A 25,566-nucleotide genomic window follows, 5' to 3' on the forward strand; every position below is an offset into this window, starting at 1 on the left:
ATAAAGTTTAATTTACTAATTTCATTCTATGAATAATTTCTTTTGGGTTAGAATCAGAAAAAATAGTAGTTCCTGCCACTAATATATCTGCTCCATTTTTGAATAATAAAGAAGAATTTTCTAAATTAATTCCTCCATCTACTTCTATGAGAGCAGAAGAATCTTTTTTTAAGATTAAATCTTTAGTATCTTCTAATTTTTGATATGTTTTATGAATAAATTTTTGTCCACTATAACCAGGATTCACACTCATCAATAAAACAAAATCTATATCATGAATAATATCTTGTAAAAGAAAAACTGGAGTATGTGGATTTACAGCTACACCTACCTTCATTCCATTCTTTTTAATATAATAAATTGTTCTGCTTAAATGAATACAAGCTTCATAATGAATATGTAAATGGTCGGCTCCACAAGCTTTCAACTGTTCTATATAGCGTTCTGGTTGTAATATCATTAAATGTACATCCATAGGCTTATGGGCATATTTTTTGACATATTTAGTAAACAAGAATCCAAAAGAAATATTAGAAACAAAAGAGGAATCCATTATATCAATATGAAACCAATCTGCCTCACTTTCATTCAGCATTTCTATATCACGATATAAAAAAGCTAAATTTGCTGAAAGTAAGGATGGAGCTACAATTTTTTTCATATTTTTTTTATGAAATCATAGCTTCATTAATTCCAGTATGAGAAAAACCTCCATCATGATATAAATTTTGCATGGTTACTTTTCTTGTTAAATCTGAAAAAAGTGTAACTATATAGTTAGCGCAATCTTGTGCGGAAGCGTTTCCTAACGGAGATATTTTTTCAGATAATATTAAAAGTTGATTAAAACCTTTAATGGCTTTTGCTGCTCGTGTTATACTAGGAGACTGTGATACAGTATTCACTCTTACTTTTTCTTTGATTCCCCAATAATAGCCAAAATTACGTGTAATACTTTCTAAATAGGATTTATAATCTGACATATCTCCATAATGTGGAAAACTTCGCTGAGAAGCAATATATGTTAGAGCTACAATAGAACCCCATTTATTCATCGCTTTTTTATTCCAAGCTGTTTGCATAATTTTATGATAAGACACAGCAGATATTTCCCATCCTTTTCTCAAAAATTCATAATTTAAAGAGGGATAAGTTAAACCCTTTCGTATATTTATAGACATAGCTATGGAATGCAATAAAAAGTCTATTTTTCCTCCAAAATGATCTAATGTTTTTTCAAATAAGACATTAAGATCTACTATGGAAGTAGCATCTGCTGGAATCACCATAGATTTTGTTTTATGAGATAACTCATAAATTTTCCCTATTCTTAAAGAAGCTGGCGTATTGGTTAAGACGAAAGACGCTTTTTCTTCATAAGCACGTTCTGCTACCTTCCAAGCAATAGAATATTCATCCAAGGCTCCAAATATAATTCCTTTTTTTCCTTTCAATAGATTATAAGACATAGTTAAAATATTTAACAACTAAAAATACCTATTTATTTGAAATAAATCCTTTATAATGGATAAATAGTCCAACTTTTCCCATGTAAAAAGTTCTACTTCTTGTTTTGTTTGATTCCCTTCTATATCCAAAAAAGACTTATACACTTTTTTTGGAGTTTTTCCCATATGTCCATACACAGATGTTTCCTCATACATTGGTTGACGCAATTTTAATCTTTTTTCTATAGCATAAGGACGTAAATCAAAAATTTTTTTGATATTCAACACTATGTTTTCATTATCTATTTTTGATTTACCATAGGTATTTACAAAAATTCCTATGGGTTCTGCAATGCCTGCTGCGTAAGATATTTGTATCAACAATTCATCTGAAATTCCTGCTGCCACCAAGTTCTTGGCTATATGTCTAGCGGCATAAGCTCCAGCCCTATCCATTTTAGATGGATCTTTTCCAGAAAAAGCTCCTCCTCCATGAGATCCTCTTCCTCCATAAGTGTCTACTATAATTTTCCTACCGGTAAGACCCGTATCCCCATGAGGTCCACCCGTGACAAATTTTCCTGTTGAATTGATGTAATATTTTGTTTTATCCGTAAATAATTTTTTTACATTTTTAATATTATTCATTACTCTTGGAATCAGAAGATTTTTAACATCATGAACTATGCGTTGATGCATTTTATCTTTTGTATCAAATTCATCATGTTGAGTTGAAATAATAATACTGTGAATATGCACTGGGACATTGGTATCAGAATATTCTAAAGTTACTTGGGATTTTGCATCTGGACGTAAATAAGTCATTTTTTTTCCTTCATTTCGAATAAATGAAAGTTCCCTTAATATATGATGTGATATTTCTAATGATAAAGGCATATAATTTTCCGATTCTTTCACTGCATAACCAAAAACAATACCTTGATCTCCAGATCCTTGTTCTTCTTTTTTTGATCTTTGAATTCCCTCTAATAGATCTAAAGATTGTTCTTGAATAGAAGAAAGAACTCCACAAGAATCGGCATTGAATCTGTATTCATTTTTAGTGTACCCTATTTTTCTAAGAATATTACGAGCTATTTTTTGAACATTAACCCAGGTCTTAGAATTGACTTCTCCAGCTAATATAATTTGTCCCGTGGTGACTAAAGTTTCTATAGCTACTTTTGCGTTTGGATCGTACGCTAAAAAATGATCTAATATAGAGTCAGATATTTGATCTGAAATCTTATCAGGATGACCTTCTGAAACAGATTCGCTGGTAAATAAATAAGCCATTTTTGGAACTAAGAAGTATTTTTATAAATGAAATTATCTAATTTGATTTTGAATTTTAATAGATTCTTGATGTAATAGTTTAAAAATTCCTTCAAGCAATTCTTCAGAAATTCCTAAATTTTTCCCAAAATTCATAGATTTATTCATAATATTTTTCCATCGATTGGGTTGCAAAATCGCAATATCTGAAGATTTCTTTAAAGCTCCTAATTTTTTGGAAATGTTCATTCTTTCTGCTAAAAGCGAAATAATATTTTCATCTAGTTCATCAATTAAAATCCTAAAAGAATCCAAATATCTTTTACTTTTTTGATCATATTTTTCTATACATGTTAATTTTTTTAACATTTCCAAAAGATTTTCAGGAGTGATTTGTTGTTTAGGATCGCTCCAAGCATGATCAGGATCACAATGACTTTCGATCATCAATCCTTCATATTGAAAATGATAAGCTTTTTTTGCTATATCCAAAATCCCTTCTTTATTTCCACAAATATGTGAAGGATCACATATTATAGGAATTCGAGGAAAAAGGCTCCTAAAATTTAATACAAGATTCCAATTAGGTTGATTACGATATTTTGAATTTTTGTAAGTATAGAAACCACGGTGTATTACTCCTAATTTTCTAATTCCTTTCCCCAATAAACGTTCTAAAGCTCCTGTCCATAATTCTAGATCAGGATGAATGGGATTTTTAACCAAAATGATTTTATTATTTTCTCCTTCCAAAGCATCCGCTATTTCTTGAATCGTAAAAGGACTAGCTGTACTTCTAGCTCCTATCCAAAGAATATCAATTCCAAAATCAATCGCTAATTTCACATGTTCTGCATTTGCTATTTCTGTAGCGACCATTAATCCCGTACTTTTTTTTACTTTATGAAGCCATTCCAATCCTTTTTTTCCAATTCCTTCAAAATTATTGGGTTTTGTTCTAGGTTTCCATATTCCTGCTCTAAATACTTTAATATAGGAAGAATTCAATCTATTGGCTGTTTCTAATATTTGTTGTTCACTTTCTGCACTACAAGGGCCAGATATAATGAAAGGGAGACTCCACTGATCAATCCAAGATCTGTCTATGCTATTACTTAATTTTTCCATCACAATACATTTAATTTACACATATTTTTTTATCTTTTATCTCGTTTGCTTTTTTTATATATTGATTTATTTTATTAAATTTTTTATCTATTAAATGATTACGAAATTTATTTAAATGATGGATATAAAAATCAATAGCTTGAATCATATTTTTTCTATTCGAAATAAAAATAGGTAACCATGTTTCAGGTTTACTTTTTGCTAAACGTGTAGTTGAATCTAATCCACTTCCCATCATATTATTAAAAATGTTGTCTTTATTTTTAAATTTTTTTAAAACTGTACTAGCTAAAGAAAAGGAAACTACATGAGGTAAATGAGATATATAAGCAATATATAAATCATGTTCTTTAGAGGTCATATAAATCATACGCATGTTCATAATAGAATATATTTTAATAGCGACAGATATTGCATCTGGAGCACTAAGTTCAGAATCACAAATAATGCATTGTTTTTTATAAAACAAACCAGAATTCGCTGAAATAGGTCCAGAATTTTCAATTCCTGCAATCGGATGTGTAGCTACAAATCTACTTCTTTTAGGATGAGAAGAAATCCTATTGCAAATATCATATTTAGTAGATCCAGTATCTAATATGACTGTATCCATTCTGATTTCATTCAGAATATTTGTAAGTATTTTTTCTATTCCATCTACGGGAATAGATAAAACAATTACTGAAGATTGCATAATGAGATCCTGTAAAGGAATTATTTCATCTACAATTCCAAGTTTTATAGCATGTAAAGCATTTTCTTTATTAGAATCTGTTCCTATAAATTTATCTCCAAAATTTGATTTTCTCAATCCTAACCCAATGGATCCACCAATCAATCCTAATCCTATTATTCCAATATTCATGAAAAAATTCTATTTTTCGCCTGTTCCAAAATTTTTACTGGACAACATATAGAAAACCTTACATATCCTTTTCCATTATGACCAAATACTCTCCCAGGTGTAACAAATATGTGATAAGTTTTAAAAAATTTATCTGACCATATCCAATCATTTTTGTCTGCATCAGTGATTTTTGCCCAAACAAATATTCCAGAACTTTTTTTTTCGTATTTTAAATTTAAATAATCGCATATTTCCCATATAATTTTTCTTCGTTTCATATATTCTATATTAAGGGATTCAAACCATTTAGCATCATGATTCATAGCTTCGATGGCTCCAATTTGTATGGGATAATACATCCCAGAATCCATTTGACTTTTTATTTTCAATATATTCTGAATAAATTCATTTTTACCTATTATCATTCCAACACGCCATCCAGGCATATTGTAACTTTTACTTAAGGAATTTAATTCCAATGCTATATCTTTAGCCCCTTTCACATTGAAAATACTTAAAGGACGTTCCTTATTTAATATCAAACTATAAGGATTATCATGAACGAGTAATACACGATTTTTTTTAGAAAATAGAACAATTTCTTCTAATTTTTCAAAAGAAATTGTTGCCCCCGTAGGCATGTGGGGGTAATTAATCCACATGATTTTTGCTTCTACTTTAGAGAGATTTTCTAATTTTGGAATCCAATTTCTATCCTCATAAAGATCATAATAAATAATTTTGGCTTCCAAAAGTTTTGATATAGAGGAGTAAGGAGGATATCCAGGATTAGGAATTAATACCTTATCCCCTTTATCTAAATAAGACATGCTGATATGCATAACTCCTTCTTTAGAACCCATTAATGGTAAAATTTCATTTTTAGGATCCACATCAACTTGATATACTTTTTTATACCAATTAGAAATGGCATTTCGTAATGGTTCTATTCCAATAGAACTTTGATAAGTATTAGCATGCTTTAATTCTGATGCTTTTTTCATTTTATGTAGAACCCCATATGGAGGAAGAAGATCAGGATTTCCAATTCCTAAATTAATTATTTTAACCCCATTTTTTTCAAGATTATGAATTTCCTTCATTTTTTCGGAAAAAAAGTATTCCGATATTTTATGCGTTCTTTTTGCTGTTACAATCATTATGATTAGGATCTAATTCTACCATTTTTATATTCTCCCATAATAGACAATTGATGAAGACAGGGAATTTTTTGTATTCGTTTTTTCATTTTTTCATAATCTTTTATATTGTTGAATATAACATCTACATAAAATGAATATTCCCAAGGTCTTTGTATAATAGGGATGGATTGTATTTTCGTCATGTTAATTCCAAGACTAGATATCAAACTCAATATCTGAGATAAACTACCAGTAGTATGCAATATTTTGAATATTAATGAAGCTTTATTAAAAAAATATTTTTCTGGTTTATAATAATTTTTAATAATGAAGAATCTAGTAAAATTACTTGTAATAGTTTGTATATTTTTGGAAATGATCTCTAATCCATATTCTTTAGCCGCATTTTCAGACGCTATTGCAGCTAAACCTTTTTTTTTGCATATAGAAATATATTTAGCAGCAGCAGCTGTATCGTAATATTCGGATATTTTGATATCAGGATGTGTATTTATAAATAATTCACATTGTAAAATAGCCATAGGATGAGAATATATCTCCTTAATATTTTCTATACTTTGTCCGGGGTAAGCCATGATATGATGTTGTATCGGCATATACACCTCTCCCACTATTTTTAAATTATATTCAGATAAAAGACTGTAATTCGTCAATATCGTTCCCGCTATGCTATTTTCTATAGCCATTACCCCGATATCTACATCAGATTTTGCCACTGAAATAGCCAATTCCCTAAAAGAAGAACATTCCATTAACTTATAATTACATCCTTCAAAATAGCTGGAAACAGCTGCATGATGAAAACATCCCTTAACCCCTTGTATTGCTATTTTTTTCATGAACCCAAAAAAAGATTGAATCACTATCAATCCAGCGGAAAAAATTTGAAGCAAATATAAAAAATTATTCCATTTTATACAATTTTTATATTTTAAAAATGATAAAATATAAATTGACTACAATACAAAAAGATTAAAACGGTTAACTTTATGTTTTCGTATTCTACTATTTCATTATGCAAAAGAAAAAATCTTCTATAGGATGGAGGAAAAAAAACAAACACCCTTCTCTTTCGGAAGTTTTTTCTTCCATTTCTGTTCCTAAACAGAAAGGAATATGGAAAAAACTTTTTGCTTTTACTGGGCCAGGATTATTAATTTCTGTAGGATATATGGATCCAGGCAATTGGGCAACAGATATTGTTGGAGGCTCAAAATTTGGTTATATGCTTTTATCCGTCATTTTTATATCCAATTTTTTTGCCATGATTTTGCAACATTTAGCTTTAAAATTAGGAATTGTTTGTGAGAGAGATTTAGCACAGGCTTGTAGAGATCATTATACGCCCTTGATTAATTTTATCCTATGGATTTTATGTGAAATCGCTATTTCTGCTTGTGATTTAGCTGAAATCATTGGTTCTGTGTTAGCCTTAAAATTGCTTTTTGGGATTCCTATTACATGGGGTGTATTAATTACAGTTATAGATGTTTTAATTATTTTATTTTTCCAATATAAAGGGTTTAGATATATTGAAAGTGTAGTAGCTGCTTTAATTTTTACAATTTTAATTTGTTTTAGTTTTGAAATTATTAGTTCAAAACCTGAAATTTTTTCCATATTAAAAGGAATTGTACCTGATCCTGAAATTATACAAAATTCGCATTCATTCTATATATCTATAGGAATATTAGGAGCTACGGTAATGCCTCATAATCTTTATCTTCACTCAAGTATCATACAAACCCGAGATTATCCACGTACTATTGAAGGAAAGAAAATGGCTATCAAATATGCGACGATAGACAGTACCTTATCTTTATCCTTAGCATTTTTTATCAATGCAGCTATATTGATTATATCTGCAGCCACTTTTCATAAAGCTGGACATACAGAAGTTGCAGATATTATGGACGCACACAAGCTTTTAACTCCTATACTAGGTTCTAGTCTGGCAGGAGTTTTTTTTGCATTAGCTCTACTAGCATCAGGCCAAAATTCAACATTAACTGGAACTCTATCTGGACAAATAGTTATGGAAGGTTTTCTTAATATAAAATTGAAACCTTGGATTCGAAGATTAATCACGAGGCTTATAGCTATTGTTCCAGCTATGATTGTCTCTATTGTTTATGGAGAAAAAGGAACAACTGAATTATTAATAATTAGTCAAATCATTTTATCAGTACAATTAAGTTTTGCTATTGTTCCATTAGTTAATTTTACAGGAGATTATGAAAAAATGGGACCATTTGTAAATGGACCTATTTTAAAAATATCAGCTTGGGTTATTACCATTATCATTGTATTTCTAAATTTATTTTTATTATATGATTCTTTCTGGGGAAGAAGATAATACTTCAAAATTTAACGTAAACTCGCGTTTCTGATGTAAGCGTATACGTGCCTGATGTTTCCCTATTGTTTTAATTACTTTATTTCCAGGTATTCTAATAAATTTTTTATCTATAGAAATTCCTTCTTTATTCAACACTTTCATCAGGTATTGATTATTAATAGACCCGAAAAGTTTTCCTCCTTTCCCCACCTTAACTGGTATTTTAATGGTTAATTTTCTTAATTTATCTTCTATTTCTTTCGATTTTTCAATTAAAAAACTTTCTTTTTTAGAACGCTGTTTCAAGATTTCATGAGTATTTTTTATAGTTCCAGGTAATGCTAAAACAGCATATCCTTTAGGTATTAGATAATTTCTAGCATAACCAGGTTTTACATCTAATTCATCATATTGAAATCCTAAATTTTCTATGTCTTTGTTTAGAAGAATTTTCATTTTATCTTAAATCATCTGTCACAAAAGGTAAAAGGCCAATATGCCTACATCTCTTAATAGCCGCATTTAATTTATTTTGATTTTTTTGTAAAGTTCCTGTGATACGACGTGGCAATATTTTTCCTTGCGCATTCAGAAATTTTATTAAAAATGTAGGATCTTTATAATCTATATATTTTATATTTTGTTGTTCAAAAAAGCAATATTTTTTTTCTACTTTTGTTTCTATTTTAATAGGAGATAAATATCTTAATTCATTATCTACATCTACTACTTTTTTTGTATGTTTATGGGTATCCTCTAATGTCATAATTTGTCATCTTTTTTTAAAAATTTTTTTCTTCTTTTTTCAGCATATTCCATTCCATATTTATTTAATTTTACAGTTAAAAAACGTAAAATTCGCTCATCTTGTCTTAATTTTAATTCTAAATCCGAAACTAAATCAGTATTTAACAAAAATTCAAATAAGTGATAACAACCACTTTGTTTTTTTTGAATGGAATAAGCTAGTTTTTTTAATCCCCAATGTTCCTGATGAACGATTTTTCCTTTTTTTTGTATGATATGATTTTCATATTCTTTTGCTGTTTCTTTTGCTTGATCATCAGATAATATAGGAGTTATTATTATAATATTTTCATAATGTTGAAGCATTGAATTATTTTTTTATCGAAAATGTAAATCTATATTTTTATGTTCTTTTTTCAAAAATATTCTAAATTTTTTTTTTTATTTTATTGATCAGTTTTTCGATACGTTGTATACTTTCTTTTTTTCCTAACATTTCAAAAATTATGAAAAGATCAACTCCTTTTAAAGCCCCCACTAAAGCTAAACGAAATAATTGCATAATATGTTGATTTTTTGTTTTTTGAAACACAAATTTCAAATTTGTATACGTAAATTTATTTGTATGAAATAACAATATTTTGGCCTTTTCTAATTTAAAAATGGTATTTTCATGACAAATTTTATTTAAAAAATTAGTATCATAAGAACTAGGAGGGATAAAAAAATAAAAAGAATGTTCCCATATTTCATGAATAAAATGAATTCTATCCATTGTTAAATGGATTACTTTCCATAAATAATCTTTTTTGCATAAAATAGAACGTGTTTTAATTTCTTCGAAAAGAAATGAAAATATTTCTTCCTTTTTTTTATTTAAATATTTTTTATTGAACCAATTCGCTTTTTTTATATCAAAATAAACACCAGATTTGTTTATTTTTTCTAAAGAAAATAAATTGATTAATTCTTGTAAAGAGAAAATTTCTCTTTTGACTCCAGGATTCCATCCTAATAAAGATAACATATTTACAAATGCTTCCGGAAAATAACCTAATTCCCTATATCCAGGAATGATAATTTTTTCTTTTGGAATTTCCCATTGTATAGGATATATAGGGAAATTTAAACTATTTGTATTTCTTTTACTAATTTTTCCTTTTCCATTATTTTTTAAAATTAAAGGCAAATGTGCAAAAATAGGTGGGGACCAACCCAAAGCCCTATATAACAATACATGCAAAGACATAGATGGAAGCCATTCTTCTCCTCTAATCACATGAGTAATTTTCATTAAATAATCATCTATGGTATTAGCTAAATGATAAGTAGCAATTCCATTCGATTTTAACAAAATTTTATCGTCTAAGTGATCTGTATTCACAATTATATCGCCATGTATGACATCATGCATTTTCAATTTTTCTCCAGGTTCTATTTTAAATCGAATCACATAAGAACAAGATCGCAATTTATCATGTAATTGTTCTTTCGTCATAGTTAAAGAATTATTAAGTTCCATTCGAATTCTAAAATTATAAGAAAAAGTTAAACCATGATGATTATATTCTTTTCTTTTTTTCTCAATATCTTGACCTGTGTCAAAAGCATAATAAGCATACCCTTTTTTTAACAATTGGTTTATATACATACGATAAATTTCACCCCTTTTAGATTGATAATAAGGAGAATAAGGGCCTCCATACCCGACCCCTTCATCAGGTTCTATGTGGCACCATTTTAATGTTTCCAAAATATACGATTCAGAATTATCAACAAATCTTTTTCGATCAGTATCTTCTATTCTAAGGATGAATGTTCCGCCATGTTTTTTAGCAAAAAGATAATTATATAATGCCGTTCTAATTCCTCCTAAATGAAGTGGGCCTGTAGGACTAGGAGCAAAACGAACTCTTACAGCTCTTACAGAATGTAGTAACATAAATTTATAATTTTATCTTATTTTCCAATGCAAAATTTTGAAAAAATATTTTTTAGTACATCTTCACTTGTGATTTCTCCTGTTATCTCTCCTAAATACCGTAACGCCTCTTTAATATTTATTGATACTAAATCTACTGAAAATCCTTTATTAAAAGTATGAGACGCAAATGATAATTCTCTTAATGAACGTTTCAAAGCTTCATAATGTCTGTATTGTGTCACCAATATTTTTTTGTTTTTTAATTGATTCAAAAATAAAGAACTTAAAGCATTTAGGACCCTTTTTACTTCATGATAATTTTTTGCAGAAATTTCAAAAAAATAAGGAATCTTTGACTTTAAATTTTCAAAATTATGAAAAGAAGATATATCTGATTTATTCGCTATGAAAAAAATATTTTTTAATGGATATTTTTTGTTCATTGTTTGAATATCATTAATAATTTTTTTTTCCTCTTTGTTAGAAGAGTCAAAAATATATAATATGACTTGAGCCTCTTCTATTTTTTTCATGGTTTTTTCCACTCCCATAATTTCTATAGGATCTTTGGTTTTTCTAATTCCTGCTGTATCCAAAAAATGAAAAAGAATTCCATTTAAAATGATTTCTCCTTCCACACAATCTCTAGTTGTTCCTTCTATATGGGATATAATGGAACGGTCTTCCTGAATCACCTGATTAAAAAAAGTAGATTTTCCCACATTTGGTTCTCCAATAATGACCACATAAATTCCTTTTTTTATAGCATTTCCTAACGAAAAAGATTCAATTAAATCTTTTAAAGTCATTTTTAATTCTTGTAAAAAAGAAAATAGTTCTGATCTATTAGCAAAAATCACATTTTCTTCAGAAAAATCTAATTCCAATTCTAGTAAAGATGCAAAATCCAATAATTTTTTTCTCAAATCCTTAATAGTGTGAGATAATGTTCCTTTAATCTGTTGTAAAGATATGTCATGACAAATTTTATTTTCCGATATGATCAAATCAGCTATAGCTTCAGCTTGCGATAAATCTACTTTTTTATTTATAAAAGCACGAAATGTAAACTCTCCAGGACGTGCCAAACGTATTCCTATTCTAATGAGCAATTGTAAAATCTGTTGTTGAATATAATAAGATCCATGACAAGAAATCTCTATCATATTCTCTCCTGTATAAGAAAAAGGAGATTTAAAAATAGAAATTAAAACTTGATCTAAGAAACTATTATTTTCTGCTACAATATATCCCAAATGAATAGTATGTGTAGATTGGTTTTTTAATTTTTTTCCAGGTTTAATAGAAATAAAAATATTTTCAACAATAGATATGGAATTTTTTCCAGAAATACGAATAACAGAAATAGCACTAAAACCAACAGGAGTTGCTAAAGCAACAATGGGATCATCATCTAAACCTAACATAAAAAAAAACAAAAATTATATTATCATAAAATAAGTATTTTTTTTAAAATTCGCATTATTTTAATTTCGTCATATGGAATCTTTTTACAAATTTTACCGTGTTTTTCAAAACACTCTTAAAGATTTATATCCAGAATATAAGGAGTTAGAAACTATCTTTTTTTTACTTACTACCCATATTTTTCAATGTGATAAAACGACTATTTTATTACGATTAAGTAGAAAAGAAAAAATCAATTTTTTTACTTACGATAAATTAATAAAAAAATTATGGGAATTAAAAAAAAATAGACCTATACAATATGTAATTGGAGAAACCTACTTTTTTGGAATGAAATTTACAGTTAATGAAAAAGTATTCATTCCAAGACCAGAAACAGAAGAACTTGTATACTGGATCCTACAGGATCATAAAGATTTCAATCATGATCATCCAGTACAAGTATTTGATATTGGAACAGGAAGTGGATGCATTAGTATTACTTTAAAAAAGAAAAAACCTGAAATTGTACACGTTCATGCTATTGATTCTGATCCAGAGGCTATTAACATAGCTCGTAAAAATGCAAAATTACATCATGTTAAAATTTCATTAAAAAATGTGGACATATTGAAATATGGAATGTACATGCCTCCAAAAATAAGTAAAAATGTTGTTAACATTATCGTTAGTAATCCACCTTATGTCAGACTATCTGAAAAAAAACTACTACATCCAAACATTGTTCAATATGAACCTTCTCAAGCTTTATTTGTTCCTGACGAGGACCCTTTGATTTTTTACAAAAAAATTTCTTTTTGGATCAAAAAAAGACTAACTGGAATTGTTTATGTTTATTTTGAAATAAACCAATTTATTTATTTAGATATTATTGATTTTTTAAAAACAAAAGGGTTTCTAAATATAGAAATAAAAAGAGATTTTCAAGGATTTTTCAGAATGGTTCGTGCAGTTTATTACGCAAACCAAAATAATTAAATAAAAAAAACAATATGGATAACAAAATAGAACAAAAAATATCTAAACTTAGAAAAGAGTTATTGAAATATAATGATCAATATTATAATTCTGGATATTCCGAAATATCAGACTTACATTTTGATAAAAAATTAAAAGAATTATCTTTTTTAGAGAATAAATATCCTGAATTCCATGATCCTACTTCTCCTACAATGAAAATAGGAGCAAAAGTCCCTAAAACAGAATCTACTGTTTATCATAAATATAAAATGTACTCTATTCAAAATACCTATTCTAAAAAAGAATTGATGATTTGGAATACAAAAATCAGTAAATCAATTCATTCTTTATCTTTCGTATGTGAACCAAAATATGATGGAGTATCTATTAATTTAATTTATAAAAACGGATTTTTAACAAATGCGATGACTCGTGGGGATGGAGAAAAAGGAGAAGATGTCACAAAAAATATAAAAACGATAAAATATATTCCTTTCAAATTAAAAGGAAACAACTATCCTACGTATCTTGAGATACGTGGAGAAATTTTTTTTCCTATAAAGGATTTTATAGAAATCAATAAAAAACGCATAAAAAATGGACTCCCCCCTTATGCAAATCCAAGAAATACGGCTAGTGGAACACTGAAAATTCGTGATCATAAAAAAGTACGTAAAAGAAATTTATTTTGTATAGCATTTCATGTTATAGGAAAGAATTTACCTTTTGATACACAATATGAAGCTATAAAATACATCAAATATTGGGGATTTAAAGTTCCGGAAACAGCACGGTTTTGTAAAAATATAAAAGAAGTCTTCCATTTTATAGACGTTTGGAAGATCGGTCAAAATAAACTATCTTATCAAACTGACGGAATAGTTATTAAAGTCAATGAATATCATAAACAAACCCTTTTAGGATTTACCAATAAATATCCACGTTGGGCAATAGCCTACAAGTTTAGACAAAAATTGCATGAAACTAAATTATTAAATATTACGTTTCAAGTGGGACGTACGGGAATCATTACTCCTGTAGCCAATGTCGTTCCTATTTTCATTTCTGGAACCACAATACAAAGAGTAGCACTTTATAATGATAATTTTATAAAAAAAATGGGAATTCATTATGGAGATTCACTTTTATTAGAAAAAGGGGGGAATATCATTCCAAAAGTGACAAAAATAAATATTAAAAAAAGATTGAATCAAACCTCCCCTGTATTTTTCTTAAAAAAATGTCCGTCATGTAATAGCATTTTAACAAAAAAGAATGAATTATTTTACTGTACTAATCAAAACTGTTTTTCTAAAACAACAGAAAAAATAAGACATTTTGTAAATGTTATGAACATCAAAAAAATTGGAAAAAAAATAATATATAAACTATACAAAAAAGGTTTTTTATATAGTTTATATGATTTATATAAATTAAAAAAAAAAGAACTACTTCAAATTAATGGAGTCCAAGAGAAATTGGCATGTAGCATTTTAAATAATATAGAAAAATCAAAAGAAAAGCCCTATTACAGAGTATTATTTGCCTTAGGGATCCGTTATGTAGGAGAATATATTTCAAAAACATTAACAGACAATTTTTTGGATATCAATTCTTTAATGAATGCAAATTACAATCATTTAATTTCTGTTCCTAGCATAGGAAAAAAGATCGCAAAAAGCATCATTGCTTATTTTTCAATTACGGAACATCAACACATAGTTAAAATGCTTATGAAATATGGATTCCATATTTCAAAATGTCCTATGATGAAAAAATATTCCTTAATTGAAGGAAAATCTTTTGTATTTACAGGGAAATTATCTTGTATGACCCGTAATGAAGCTAAAAATATAGTAGAATGTTTAGGTGGAAAAGCATATAATACTGTAAATAATAAAATTCATTTTATAGTGGTTGGAAAAAATTTTGGTTCAAAATTAAAAAAAAGTATGAAAAAAAATAACGTAAAAATTTTGACCGAAAATATTTTTTTGGATATGCTGAAAAAATCAAAAAAAAATAATTTTTAATGTTTTGAACGATTATCAGGAATTAATTTAAGTCCGTATAGATGGTTTTGTTTTTCATATAGAAAACAGTATATTTAGTTGATGAGTTAATCCATCATTTAAGTCCGAAATCTATTTTTTTATGTTATTAAAAAATATATTTACAGAATCTGGATTCGAGTCTGAAGCTGAGTTTATACCCTTAATGAGTCAAGATGAAGAAGATCAGTTACTTAAAGACGATATTCCTGAACAATTATGTATCTTAACAGTAAGAAATATGGTTTTGTATTCTGGTATTGTTTTTCCAATTATAGCAGGAAAAAGTGGATCCATACAATTGTTACAAGATGCTTATGGATTAGATAAAACAGTTGGAGTATTAACACAAAAAAATTCTGGAATCGAAAATCTTAGTGAAAAAGATTTGTATTCTATTGGAACGGTTGCTAAAATATTGAAATTATTGAAAATGCCTGATGGAAATACCACCGTAATTTTACAAGGGAAAAGAAGATTTAAAGTCAATCGTTTTATTCAAAATGATCCATATTTTAAAGCAGAAATTATAGCGTTAGAAGAAAATAAACCTTCCTGTAAGGATAAAGAATACCTTGCTTTAGTCGAATCTATAAAGGAAATAGCTATAAAAATTATTCAAGATAATCCAAATATTCCATCAGAAGCGAGCATTGCTATTCGTAATATAGAAAGTCCTTCTTTTTTAATCAATTTTGTAGCAGCTAATATGAATTTAGCTACTAGAGATAAACAAAAATTATTAGAATACGATGATTTGAAAAAAAGAGCAATGGAAACATTGCGTTTTCTAAACGTAGAACATCAACAAATTAAATTAAAAAACGATATTCAATCCCGTGTTCGTAGTGATATGGATCAGCAACAGAGAGAATATTTTTTGCATCAGCAAATTAAAGCCATACAAGAAGAACTAGGGGATATTTCTTATGAAAAAGAGATAGATGAAATGCGTGCTAAAGCTTCCAGAAAAAAATGGCCTAAGGAAGCAAAAAAACAATTTGATAGAGAACTGCTAAAAATGCAAAGAACGAATCCTCAAATGCCAGAATATACGGTACAGAGAAATTATCTGGAATTAATGATTGATCTTCCTTGGGGAAGATACTCAAAAGATAATTTTGATTTAGAATATGCACAAAAAATATTAGATAGAGATCACTATGGGCTAGAAAAAGTAAAAGAGCGTATTATAGAATATTTAGCAGTATTAAAATTAAGGGGAGATATGCGTTCTCCTATTCTATGTTTTTACGGTCCACCTGGAGTTGGAAAAACTTCTTTAGGTAGATCTATAGCAACCGCATTAAAAAGAAAATACGTTCGTATTTCTTTGGGAGGTTTGCATGATGAATCAGAAATACGGGGACATAGAAGAACTTATATAGGAGCTATGCCTGGGAGGCTATTACAATCTATTCGAAAGGTAGGAACTTCAAATCCCGTTTTTGTCATAGACGAAATAGATAAAATGGGACTAGGAACAAATGGGGATCCTTCTTCTGCTATGTTGGAAGTTTTAGATCCGGAACAAAATACCTCGTTTTACGATAATTTTTTAGAAATGGGTTATGATTTATCAAAAGTATTATTTATTGCCACAGCAAATTCACTTTCCCATATTCAACCAGCTTTAATAGATAGAATGGAAGTCATAGAAATGAATGGGTATACTGTAGAAGAAAAAACGCAAATTGTAAAAAAACACATATTACCCAAACAATTGAAAGAAAATGGATTAAAAAAATCAGATTTAGGACTTGGCACGAAACAAATAGAAAAAGTTATTGAAAGTTATACCAGAGAATCTGGATTGAGAACTTTGGAGAAACATATTGCGAAATTAGCACGTTATGTAGCTAAACATATTGCTATGAATAAGAAATATGTTAAACTTTTGAATGTTGAAAAAATAGAAAGTATTCTAGGTATACCCAATGATCCAGATCGTTATGAAGAAAATAATATTCCAGGTGTAGTAACTGGTTTAGCTTGGACCCATTTTGGGGGAGATATTTTATATATTGAATCCAGTTTATCGAAAGGGAAAGGCCATTTAAGTATTACTGGCAATTTAGGAGAGGTAATGAAAGAATCTGCGACAATTGCTTTACAATACATTAAAGCTCATTATAAAGAATTTAAAATAGATCCTATAATGTTTGAAGAAAAAAATGTACATGTTCATGTTCCTGAAGGAGCAGTTCCTAAAGATGGGCCATCTGCGGGAATAACAATGTTAACATCTTTAGTCTCAAGTTTTACTAAAAGAAAATTAAGACCTCATTTAGCTATGACAGGAGAAATTACTCTAAGAGGAAAGGTCCTTCCTGTTGGTGGAATTAAAGAAAAAATTTTAGCGGCTAAACGTGCTAATATTAAAGAAATTATTCTTTCACAAGATAATAAAAAAGATGTAGAAGAAATTAAAACCGAACATTTAAAAGGATTAACCTTTGATTATGTTAAAAATATGAATGATGTAATTCATTTATCTTTATTGTAAATTATGATGCATGAATTAGAAAATAATAGCTATCCAGTTCATAGAGAATACTTGATACAATTAGCAAAAAAATATGGCACTCCACTTTACGTATACGATTCTTGCAAAATAAAAAAACAATATATGAAGATGAAAAATGCTTTTACTGGTATTGAAAATTTAATTATTAATTATGCCTGTAAAGCTAATACGAATATAAATATATTAAAATTTTTGCAAAACTTGGGAAGTGGATTAGATACCGTGTCTATTCAGGAAGTAGAACTAGGATTAAAAGCAGGGTTTCATCCTAAAAGAATTATATTCACACCTAATTGTGTTTCTATTCAAGAAATAAAAAAGGCTGTTGATTTCGGAGTTAGAATCAATCTAGATAATCTATCCATTTTAGAACAATTTGGAGGATATTATCCTGATTATGCTATAGGAATAAGAATTAACCCACATATTATGGCAGGAGGGAATTATAAAATTTCAGTCGGTCATATTGATTCTAAATTTGGTATTTCTTACTACCAAATTCCTCATATGAAAAGAATATTAAAGAATACCGGACTTAAAATAGAAGGATTTCATATGCATACAGGATCTGATATATTAGATATACAAGCTTTTTTATCCGGAGCAAAAGTTTTATTTAAAATAGCTATAGATTTTCCAAATCTTGATTATATTGATTTTGGAAGTGGGTTTAAAGTTCCATACACAAAAAATGATATAAAAACGGATCTAACTTCTTTAAGTTCTTCTATGACAGAAGAAGTTGATAATTTTTGTAAAAATTATGGAAGTAAAATTACTTTCATATTTGAACCAGGTAAATTTATAGTTAGTGAATCTGGATATTTTTTAGTTAGCGTAAATGTCATTAAACATACTACTTCTACTGTATTTGCTGGAGTTGATTCAGGATTTAATCATTTTCTTCGTCCTATGTTTTACGATGCTTATCATTGTATTGAAAATATTTCTAATCCCAACGGAAGGTTTCGTTTTTACACAGTGGTGGGATATATTTGTGAATCAGATACTTTTGGGTTAAATAGAAAAGTTAAAGAAATCCGTGAAGGAGACATTTTATGCATTAAAAATGCGGGGGCTTACTGTTTTTCTATGTCTTCTAATTATAATTCTCGTTATAGACCTTCTGAAGTTATGATTTTTAAGGGGAAAGATTTTATCATAAGAAGAAGAGAAACGATGCAAGACCTTATTAGAAACATAGTGTACATACAACACATGTAGTATGGAGAGATGGCAGAGTGGTTAATTGCGGCGGTCTTGAAAACCGTTGAGGGGATCACCTCCGGGGGTTCGAATCCCTCTCTCTCCGCATAACGTATCATAACGATTTTTTAAGTTTTTTCATCTGTTTTTCAATGCTTTCGTTGGTTATTTTTTTAAATAAAAATGAGGGATCGCCTAATACATGTCCTGGACATAAAATTTCTTCTATCTTTTTTATTTTTTTCCAAAAAAAAGTTTTCAAACGAAGCATATATAATAATTTTTTTGCTGTATGTGGAAGAAAAGGCTCCGCTAATTGAGCTAACATCCCAACAATTTGTATCGATACATAAAGTATAGTATTGACACGTTTTTCTTTTTTTTTATTCCAAGGTTCTTCTTCTGTTAAATATTTGTTTCCTAGTCTAGCTAAATTCATAAAACATGTTAAGGATTCTCTAAATTGATAGGATTCAATTAAATTTCCTATATATTCTGGATAATGTTTAATTTTGTATAAAATGTTTTTATCCTTTATAGATAACATTTCAGGATGAGGGACAATGCCTTTATTATACTTTTGGATTAAAGTTAGACTTCTATTTACAAAATTTCCTAATATAGCAACCAATTCAGTATTATTTTTTCTTTGAAAATCTTTCCAATGAAAATTATTATCTTTTTTTTCAGGCATATTAGCTATGAGAATATAACGAAGTGTATCCTGTTGATTTGGAAAATCTTTTAAATATTCATGAACCCATACTGCCCAATTTTTAGAAGTCGATATTTTTTTATTTTCTAAATGAAGGAATTCATTAGCCAATATTTGATCTGGAAGGATATATCCACTATTATATGCTTTTAGTACAACTGGAAAAATAATGCAGTGAAAAACAATATTATCTTTTCCTATAAACTGAATTAATTTGGTACTTTCATCTTTCCAATAAGGGACCCAATCTCTTTTTCTTTGTTTAGCCCACTCTATGGTAGCAGAGATATATCCTATAGGAGCCTCAAACCACACATACATAACTTTTCCTTTCTCTTTCGGAACAGGAACTCCCCAATTCAAATCTCTTGTGATAGCACGAGGTTTTAATCCTTGATATAACCAAGATTTTGCTTGTCCATATACATTTACTTTCCAATCTTTTTTATGATGAATTAAAATCCATTTTTCCAAGAATGTTTGATATTGATTTAAAGGGAAATACCAATGTTTAGTTTTTTTTAAAACGGGAAAACTTCCACTTATAGTTGATTTTGGATATATTAAATCTTCAGGGACTAGCGAACTTCCACAATTTTCGCATTGATCGCCATAAGCCTCTTTATTTTTGCAATGGGGGCATGTCCCAGATATATACCTATCCGCTAAAAATTGTTTAGCTTCTTTATCATAATATTGTTCAGACGCTTTTTCGAAAATCTTTTTTTTTTCATGAAGTTTTTTAAAAAAAGAAGTAGAAATTTCGCAATGAATTTTTGTAGAGGTTCTAGAATAGTAATCAAACTCTATTCCAAAATTATTAAAAGAATCTTTAATCATGTAATGATACTTATTCACTATTTCTTGAGGAGTTTTTTTTTCTTTTTTAGCTTGTATTGCAATAGGGACTCCATGTTCATCCGATCCACATATAAAAATAACATCTATTTTTTTTCGTCTAAGATAACGAACAAAAATATCTGCAGGTAAATAAACTCCAGCCAAATGTCCTATATGAATTGGTCCATTTGCATAAGGTAAAGCAGCAGTTACTGTATATTTATTTGATTTTTTCATAATATAATAGTATAAAAATTGGTATATGAATAATAATAAAAAATTATTTTTAATTGACGCATATCCCCTCATTTATCAGAGTTATTATGCCTACATACATAATCCTCTTTACACTTCTAAAGGACTCAATACTTCGCCTATCATAAATTTCACATATTTTTTAATGAACATATTAAATAATGAAAAGCCATCCTATATGGCAACTATTTTTGATACTAATAAAGGAATTTCTTTTAGGAAGAAAGAATATGACAAGTATAAAGTACATAGAAAAAAAACCCCGGAAACTATTTGCATAGCTCTTCCTTATATTATAAAAATTTTAAAAACCTTTAAAATTTCTTTTTTTTATGCTCCTAACGGATATGAGGCCGATGATTTTATCGGAACAATAGCTAAAAAAGCAGAAAATAAAGGATATATTATTTATATAATCACTTTGGATAAAGATTTTTTTCAATTAATAACAGAAAATATTAAAGTTTATATACCACCTTTTAAAGGAAATACAAGAAAAATATTGGGAATAGAAGAAATAAAAATAAAATTTGGGGTAAATGATCCAAAACAAGTTATAGATTTATGGAGTATGATGGGAGATCCTTCTGATAATATACCAGGATTACCAGGAGTTGGAATAAAAAATGCCATAAAATTTATTCAAAAATATGGAAGTATTGAAAAATTATTAAATTCAACTCATGATCTTAACGGAAAAATTAAAAAAAATATTGAAGAAAATAAAGATTTAGGTCTTTTATCGAAAAAATTAATTACTATCGTTACTAATATTCCCTTTTTTTCTTTTCATGAAGAAAAATTTTATGTAAAAAAACCAAATTGGGATTCCATAAAAAAAATATTTGGAGAACTTGAGTTTATAAGATTATTAAAAAAAGCTTATAAATATTTTAAATTTAAAACGAAAGAATAATTTTACTTTTTTATATAAAATTTATATTTTTTCATATAACCCCAAACTTCTGCATGAAGCATAGATTTCATGTTTTTTCCTTCTTGAATGGATTTTCGAATAAAAGAAGAAGATATTTCAATAATTGGAGCTTTCAAAAAAATTATATTATCCTTTTTATATTTAAAAACAGAATCGGAAAAAGATCCAATTCTAGGATAAACCAAAATATCATATTTATTTAAAATAATTTTATAATTTTTCCATTTTATTAAAGAATAAAATGAATCTTTTCCCAAAAGAATAGAAAACTGATTCCTAGGATATTTTTTTTCTATATTGTAAAGTGTATGAATTGTATAAGAAGGAAAATATCCATATTCAATATCCAAAACACTCATTTTTTCATAATCATAGACAGCTCTTTTAACCATTTCGATTCTATGTTCATAATCTAAAAGATTCTTTTTTTTTTTAATGGATTTTGTGGAGAAACCACAAACCAAACATAATCTATATCTAAAAATTCTATTATATGATTAGCAATAATTGTATGTCCTAAATGAATAGGATTAAATGATCCGAAATAAAGTCCTATATTCATACTGTCATACTGATTAATAAAATAATCAAAAATATCGAGAATACATGTCGTCTCTCGATATTTTGATGATGATTTTTTAAATCATTTTAATACGATAACTTAATCCTAAAACAAGAAAATGATTATTCTGATTTTCTTTTTTTATTGTATCTAAAATATAATTTATTATTTGGTTTTGATACACTAAATGAAAACTAAGATCATCACTTTTTATGATAGGAAGAAATTCTATCCCTCCATAATAAGAATATGCTTTTTTAAACAATTTATTTTCTCCCAAAACATCATTTATTCCTTTTTTAGAGGTTCCGATTTCATATACTCCTTTAGCAATTAAATTCCATTTTGGAATAAAGTTGTATTTCAATTTCACTAAATAAGTTTCATATTTCACAGAAGCAGTATGCTTATAATCATTATTACATGATCGTAAAATTTTTGTTATATTCCCATTTTTTTCTATATCTTCATCGCTAAATATATAGTCTGCTTCTATGGTAAAAGGGTTACAATTTAGTTTGCTACCCAAAGCTAATAATTTCCAAAATTTTTTATTCTCATTTTCTTGAAAAATAGAATAAGACCATCTATTTTGAATAGATTTATTATGATTTGATAAACTCCAATTCCAATTTACAGAATATCCCATAGGATGATTCACATTTTGAACCATTTGAACCATATTTTCTTTGTTGTTTTTCATTCCATTAAGAATTTGAAATTGTAATTCATGATCTTTTATAGGAAGATAAATAAAACTTAATCCAATAGAATTATTCCTATTTTTGTGTACATGCGAATAACGGTATACGTGTTCATACAAACTATTAGCATATTCCATACTACCAAAAGAAAAAGGTTGTTTTCCAAACAATAAATAAAGTTGATCGTTCCACTTATATTTTAAATAAGCTAAATCCAGAATTTCAGAATTTTCTATTTTTTTAAACTGTTTTGCAAAACGATAACTTATTTTATCATTCACTTTTCCTATTCCTTCCAAATTTAAATAGTCTTCAGAAAAATGAGACCCTTCAGAAAATTCTTTCTTTACTATAGAATTAATATTATTAGAAAAATCTAAAAATATGTTAAAATGAGAATTTTCATTTGTTGTTTCTTTTTCTTTTATGATTTCTGCATAACTATGAAAAGGACAAAAAAATCCTAAAAAAAGAATAAGGAAAATAATTTTTATTTTTTTCATTTTTTTAATTTTATTATTCAATCATAATATAATAAATTTTACAGTATAAAAAACTTTTTTAAACCAAAACAAATAGTTAAAAAAAGACTAAATTTTTCCATACTATAACTATAAAAAAAATGGATAAAGATCAAGTTAAAAAAAAAGAAAAAAGAAATGAAAAAAAAACTCTTAAAACCATTATTGGATTTTTTTTATTAGGGAATAGTTTTTTTTTGTTTTTAAGTTTTTTTTCATTTCTTTTTCATTGGAAAAATGATCAAAGTCAACTCGAAAAACTTTTCGATAAAGAAATCATAGCAGAAAATTTACTTGGAAAAATGGGGGCTATCATATCTCACTATTTTATTTATTGTGGAATAGGAGTTAGTGCTTTTTTTATTCCTATATTTCTGTTTTTTACCGGTTTAAAAATTCTTTTTATTAGTATTATTAGTAGAAAAAAACTGTTAAATAATTTTTACAAATCCACAACATATCAATTTCTATTTTTTAGCGTATGGCTTCCTATCACTTTTTATGTTATTATTCCTAATAAAGGAATATTCAGTGGTATTTTTGGATTTGAAATAGGAAATTACTTGATTCATTTATTTGGAAAAGTAGGATTATATATGCTTATTTTTACGAGTATCATTTTTTATTTTATCATCATTTTTCGTATCAGTACTCCGACTATAAAAAATGGAATAAAAAAAAAAAGACAAAATATTAAAAAAGAAAAAGATACAAAATTACCATCGTGTAATTTTTTAAATACAAAAATTATCAATAATCCAGAAATGGATTCTTTTTTTAGTAAAGAGAAAAACATTCTTCATTCTATTTTTTCTAAAAAAAAGGAAAATTTTTCATCCACTGATTTGAAAATAGATTTGGAATCTAATAAAAAAAAAATAATTCAAATCCTGAACTATTATAATATAGAAATATATGAAATAAAAGCTAGGATAGGACCTACTATAACTTTATATGAAATATATCCTAAAGTGGGAACACGTATTTCAAAAATAAAGAACTTAAAAAATGAGATTGCCTTAAATTTATCCGCTATATCCATAAGAATCATAGCACCTATACCTGGAAAAGGATCTATTGGAATAGAAATCCCCAATTCTAAGCGTTCCTCCGTTTATATGAAAGATATTCTACTTTCAGAAGAAAGCAACAAAAAAAGTCATAAAATGGAACTTCCCATTTCTTTAGGAAAAACAGTATTTAATGAAATTTTTATTGTAGATTTAGCAAGAATGCCCCATTTACTTATAGCAGGATCAACAGGACAGGGAAAATCCGTAGGATTAAATATTATAATTATTTTTCTATTATATAAAAAAAATCCAAAAGATATAAAGTTTATTTTGATTGATCCAAAAAAAGTAGAATTATCAATATATAAAAATATTTCAAAATCTTATTTTGCTACACTTCCGAAGTCAATTGAACCCATTATTACAGATTTACATGAAGTAAAAAATATATTAAATTCTTTATGTAAAGAAATGGATCAAAGATATGCTATTTTAGAAAAACATAAGGTTAGAAATATTAAAGAATATAATAATGTAAAATACAATAAATTACCTTATATCATATTAATTATTGATGAGTTTGCCGATTTAAATATAAATAATCAAAAAAAACAAATAGAAACATATATAACCAGGTTAGCACAGCTAGCTCGCGCTGTAGGAATTCATTTGATTATAGCAACACAACGTCCCTCCGTAGATGTAATTACAGGACTAATTAAATCTAATTTTACTGCAAGAATTGCATTTAGAGTAAGTTCTAAAATAGATTCTAGAACTATATTAGATTGCACAGGTGCTGAACAATTAATAGGAAAAGGAGATATGTTATTTTCTAATAGAAATGAATTGATCCGATTACAATGTCCATTCATGGAATTATCAGATCTAAAAAAAATTGTTGATTTATATGGAAATCATAATAAAAAAAATGAGTACTTTTTTTTGCCAGAACCGGATAAATCAATGAATTAGTT

The 25,566-nt window shown here is 27.5% G+C and carries 21 protein-coding genes, 1 tRNA gene and 1 pseudogene; 8 read left to right on the top strand and 15 right to left on the bottom strand.

Going from position 1 to position 25,566, the window contains the following annotated elements; genetic code table 11:
* Nucleotides 1-7: 7 nt before the first annotated feature.
* Genes rpe through H0H62_RS01480 form a run of 7 tightly spaced genes read right to left on the bottom strand, consistent with a single transcriptional unit; the run spans nt 8 to nt 6,700 of the window.
* Nucleotides 8-661, bottom strand: coding sequence for a ribulose-phosphate 3-epimerase (gene rpe, locus H0H62_RS01450; protein WP_185860971.1), 654 nt, complete (start codon nt 659-661; stop codon nt 8-10).
* A 7-nt stretch (nt 662-668) separates the two neighbouring features.
* Nucleotides 669-1,469 carry an enoyl-ACP reductase FabI gene (locus tag H0H62_RS01455; protein WP_185860972.1) on the bottom strand — a complete coding sequence of 267 codons (801 nt, stop codon included), beginning with the start codon at nt 1,467-1,469 and terminating at the stop codon, nt 669-671.
* Nucleotides 1,470-1,487: 18 nt separating this feature from the next.
* Nucleotides 1,488-2,744, bottom strand: coding sequence for a methionine adenosyltransferase (metK, locus tag H0H62_RS01460; RefSeq protein WP_185860973.1), 1,257 nt, complete (start codon nt 2,742-2,744; stop codon nt 1,488-1,490).
* 33 nt (nt 2,745-2,777) lie between these two features.
* Nucleotides 2,778-3,851 carry a bifunctional 3-deoxy-7-phosphoheptulonate synthase/chorismate mutase type II gene (locus H0H62_RS01465; protein ID WP_185860974.1) on the bottom strand — a complete coding sequence of 358 codons (1,074 nt, stop codon included), beginning with the start codon at nt 3,849-3,851 and terminating at the stop codon, nt 2,778-2,780.
* Nucleotides 3,852-3,861: 10 nt separating this feature from the next.
* Nucleotides 3,862-4,716 (bottom strand): prephenate dehydrogenase, encoded by an 855-nt coding sequence (locus tag H0H62_RS01470; RefSeq protein ID WP_185860975.1) that lies wholly within the window; start codon nt 4,714-4,716, stop codon nt 3,862-3,864.
* The gene (locus H0H62_RS01475; protein WP_185860976.1) at nt 4,713-5,858 is read right to left on the bottom strand and encodes a pyridoxal phosphate-dependent aminotransferase; all 1,146 of its coding nucleotides are present in this window, start codon (nt 5,856-5,858) and stop codon (nt 4,713-4,715) included. Before H0H62_RS01475 ends, H0H62_RS01470 begins: the two co-directional genes overlap by 4 nt.
* A 5-nt stretch (nt 5,859-5,863) precedes the next feature.
* Nucleotides 5,864-6,700: a prephenate dehydratase gene (locus H0H62_RS01480; RefSeq protein ID WP_185861004.1), complete on the bottom strand. Its 837-nt coding sequence runs from the start codon at nt 6,698-6,700 to the stop codon at nt 5,864-5,866.
* A gap of 176 nt (nt 6,701-6,876) precedes the next feature.
* On the opposite strand from H0H62_RS01480, the gene H0H62_RS01485 reads away from it, so the two are divergent.
* Nucleotides 6,877-8,217 (top strand): Nramp family divalent metal transporter, encoded by a 1,341-nt coding sequence (locus tag H0H62_RS01485; RefSeq protein ID WP_185860977.1) that lies wholly within the window; start codon nt 6,877-6,879, stop codon nt 8,215-8,217.
* Here the strand turns inward: H0H62_RS01485 and rplI are convergent.
* From rplI to mnmE, 5 genes are all read right to left on the bottom strand, one after another.
* Nucleotides 8,188-8,655, bottom strand: coding sequence for a 50S ribosomal protein L9 (rplI, locus tag H0H62_RS01490; RefSeq protein ID WP_185860978.1), 468 nt, complete (start codon nt 8,653-8,655; stop codon nt 8,188-8,190). The two genes, H0H62_RS01485 and rplI, sit on opposite strands and share 30 nt — an antisense overlap.
* 1 nt (nt 8,656) lies before the next feature.
* Entirely contained in the window at nt 8,657-8,965 is a 309-nt protein-coding gene (gene rpsR / locus H0H62_RS01495; RefSeq protein WP_185860979.1) for a 30S ribosomal protein S18, read from the bottom strand.
* Entirely contained in the window at nt 8,962-9,312 is a 351-nt protein-coding gene (gene rpsF, locus H0H62_RS01500) for a 30S ribosomal protein S6 (protein ID WP_185860980.1), read from the bottom strand. The genes rpsR and rpsF overlap by 4 nt, the downstream gene beginning before the upstream one ends.
* A gap of 61 nt (nt 9,313-9,373) precedes the next feature.
* Nucleotides 9,374-10,888: a glutamate--tRNA ligase gene (gene gltX, locus H0H62_RS01505; RefSeq protein ID WP_185860981.1), complete on the bottom strand. Its 1,515-nt coding sequence runs from the start codon at nt 10,886-10,888 to the stop codon at nt 9,374-9,376.
* 17 nt (nt 10,889-10,905) lie between these two features.
* Entirely contained in the window at nt 10,906-12,297 is a 1,392-nt protein-coding gene (gene mnmE / locus H0H62_RS01510; protein WP_185860456.1) for a tRNA uridine-5-carboxymethylaminomethyl(34) synthesis GTPase MnmE, read from the bottom strand.
* A 73-nt stretch (nt 12,298-12,370) separates the two neighbouring features.
* Between mnmE and H0H62_RS01515 the strand changes: the two genes are divergently transcribed.
* The 5 genes from H0H62_RS01515 (at nt 12,371) to H0H62_RS01535 (ending at nt 19,148) form a co-directional block, all read left to right on the top strand.
* Nucleotides 12,371-13,276 (top strand): N5-glutamine methyltransferase family protein, encoded by a 906-nt coding sequence (locus H0H62_RS01515; protein WP_185860457.1) that lies wholly within the window; start codon nt 12,371-12,373, stop codon nt 13,274-13,276.
* Nucleotides 13,277-13,290: 14 nt separating this feature from the next.
* Nucleotides 13,291-15,291, top strand: coding sequence for an NAD-dependent DNA ligase LigA (gene ligA, locus H0H62_RS01520; RefSeq protein ID WP_185860458.1), 2,001 nt, complete (start codon nt 13,291-13,293; stop codon nt 15,289-15,291).
* 121 nt (nt 15,292-15,412) lie between these two features.
* Nucleotides 15,413-17,815, top strand: coding sequence for an endopeptidase La (lon, locus tag H0H62_RS01525; RefSeq protein ID WP_185860459.1), 2,403 nt, complete (start codon nt 15,413-15,415; stop codon nt 17,813-17,815).
* Nucleotides 17,816-17,818: 3 nt separating this feature from the next.
* Entirely contained in the window at nt 17,819-19,060 is a 1,242-nt protein-coding gene (gene lysA, locus H0H62_RS01530; RefSeq protein ID WP_185860460.1) for a diaminopimelate decarboxylase, read from the top strand.
* Between the two features lie 3 nt (nt 19,061-19,063).
* Nucleotides 19,064-19,148: transfer RNA gene (locus tag H0H62_RS01535), tRNA-Ser, on the top strand.
* 9 nt (nt 19,149-19,157) lie between these two features.
* Here H0H62_RS01535 and metG read toward each other — a convergent pair.
* A complete protein-coding gene (gene metG / locus H0H62_RS01540; protein WP_185860461.1) occupies nt 19,158-20,834 on the bottom strand; it encodes a methionine--tRNA ligase in 1,677 nt (558 codons plus the stop codon).
* Between the two features lie 25 nt (nt 20,835-20,859).
* Here metG and H0H62_RS01545 point away from each other — a divergent pair, with 25 nt between their 5' ends.
* Entirely contained in the window at nt 20,860-21,768 is a 909-nt protein-coding gene (locus H0H62_RS01545) for a 5'-3' exonuclease (protein WP_185860462.1), read from the top strand.
* A gap of 2 nt (nt 21,769-21,770) precedes the next feature.
* On the opposite strand, the pseudogene nadD reads toward H0H62_RS01545, so the two are convergent.
* Nucleotides 21,771-22,351, bottom strand: a pseudogene (gene nadD / locus H0H62_RS01550) (nicotinate (nicotinamide) nucleotide adenylyltransferase).
* Nucleotides 22,352-22,427: 76 nt separating this feature from the next.
* Nucleotides 22,428-23,558, bottom strand: a complete 1,131-nt coding sequence (locus tag H0H62_RS01555; protein WP_185860463.1) for a porin — start codon at nt 23,556-23,558, stop codon at nt 22,428-22,430.
* Nucleotides 23,559-23,677: 119 nt separating this feature from the next.
* Here H0H62_RS01555 and H0H62_RS01560 point away from each other — a divergent pair, with 119 nt between their 5' ends.
* On the top strand, nt 23,678-25,564 hold the full coding sequence (locus tag H0H62_RS01560) for a DNA translocase FtsK 4TM domain-containing protein (RefSeq protein WP_185860464.1): 1,887 nt from the start codon (nt 23,678-23,680) through the stop codon (nt 25,562-25,564).
* Nucleotides 25,565-25,566: the final 2 nt, after the last annotated feature.

Origin of the sequence: Blattabacterium cuenoti, from assembly GCF_014251695.1 — a bacterium.
Taxonomy (GTDB): Bacteria; Bacteroidota; Bacteroidia; order Flavobacteriales; family Blattabacteriaceae; genus Blattabacterium; species Blattabacterium cuenoti_T.

What these genes read in the sequence shown, in the direction of transcription:
- H0H62_RS01560 (WP_185860464.1), top strand. Translation starts at nt 23,678, where the DNA reads ATGGATAAAGATCAAGTTAAAAAAAAAGAAAAAAGAAATGAAAAAAAA.
- H0H62_RS01455 (WP_185860972.1), bottom strand. Translation starts at nt 1,469, where the DNA reads ATGTCTTATAATCTATTGAAAGGAAAAAAAGGAATTATATTTGGAGCC.
- rpsR (WP_185860979.1), bottom strand. Translation starts at nt 8,965, where the DNA reads ATGACATTAGAGGATACCCATAAACATACAAAAAAAGTAGTAGATGTA.
- lon (WP_185860459.1), top strand. Translation starts at nt 15,413, where the DNA reads ATGTTATTAAAAAATATATTTACAGAATCTGGATTCGAGTCTGAAGCT.
- H0H62_RS01485 (WP_185860977.1), top strand. Translation starts at nt 6,877, where the DNA reads ATGCAAAAGAAAAAATCTTCTATAGGATGGAGGAAAAAAAACAAACAC.
- H0H62_RS01480 (WP_185861004.1), bottom strand. Translation starts at nt 6,700, where the DNA reads ATGAAAAAAATAGCAATACAAGGGGTTAAGGGATGTTTTCATCATGCA.
- mnmE (WP_185860456.1), bottom strand. Translation starts at nt 12,297, where the DNA reads ATGTTAGGTTTAGATGATGATCCCATTGTTGCTTTAGCAACTCCTGTT.
- ligA (WP_185860458.1), top strand. Translation starts at nt 13,291, where the DNA reads ATGGATAACAAAATAGAACAAAAAATATCTAAACTTAGAAAAGAGTTA.
- lysA (WP_185860460.1), top strand. Translation starts at nt 17,819, where the DNA reads ATGATGCATGAATTAGAAAATAATAGCTATCCAGTTCATAGAGAATAC.
- H0H62_RS01470 (WP_185860975.1), bottom strand. Translation starts at nt 4,716, where the DNA reads ATGAATATTGGAATAATAGGATTAGGATTGATTGGTGGATCCATTGGG.
- H0H62_RS01475 (WP_185860976.1), bottom strand. Translation starts at nt 5,858, where the DNA reads ATGATTGTAACAGCAAAAAGAACGCATAAAATATCGGAATACTTTTTT.
- rplI (WP_185860978.1), bottom strand. Translation starts at nt 8,655, where the DNA reads ATGAAAATTCTTCTAAACAAAGACATAGAAAATTTAGGATTTCAATAT.
- rpe (WP_185860971.1), bottom strand. Translation starts at nt 661, where the DNA reads ATGAAAAAAATTGTAGCTCCATCCTTACTTTCAGCAAATTTAGCTTTT.
- metG (WP_185860461.1), bottom strand. Translation starts at nt 20,834, where the DNA reads ATGAAAAAATCAAATAAATATACAGTAACTGCTGCTTTACCTTATGCA.
- H0H62_RS01515 (WP_185860457.1), top strand. Translation starts at nt 12,371, where the DNA reads ATGGAATCTTTTTACAAATTTTACCGTGTTTTTCAAAACACTCTTAAA.
- metK (WP_185860973.1), bottom strand. Translation starts at nt 2,744, where the DNA reads ATGGCTTATTTATTTACCAGCGAATCTGTTTCAGAAGGTCATCCTGAT.
- H0H62_RS01465 (WP_185860974.1), bottom strand. Translation starts at nt 3,851, where the DNA reads ATGGAAAAATTAAGTAATAGCATAGACAGATCTTGGATTGATCAGTGG.
- rpsF (WP_185860980.1), bottom strand. Translation starts at nt 9,312, where the DNA reads ATGCTTCAACATTATGAAAATATTATAATAATAACTCCTATATTATCT.
- H0H62_RS01545 (WP_185860462.1), top strand. Translation starts at nt 20,860, where the DNA reads ATGAATAATAATAAAAAATTATTTTTAATTGACGCATATCCCCTCATT.
- H0H62_RS01555 (WP_185860463.1), bottom strand. Translation starts at nt 23,558, where the DNA reads ATGAAAAAAATAAAAATTATTTTCCTTATTCTTTTTTTAGGATTTTTT.
- gltX (WP_185860981.1), bottom strand. Translation starts at nt 10,888, where the DNA reads ATGTTACTACATTCTGTAAGAGCTGTAAGAGTTCGTTTTGCTCCTAGT.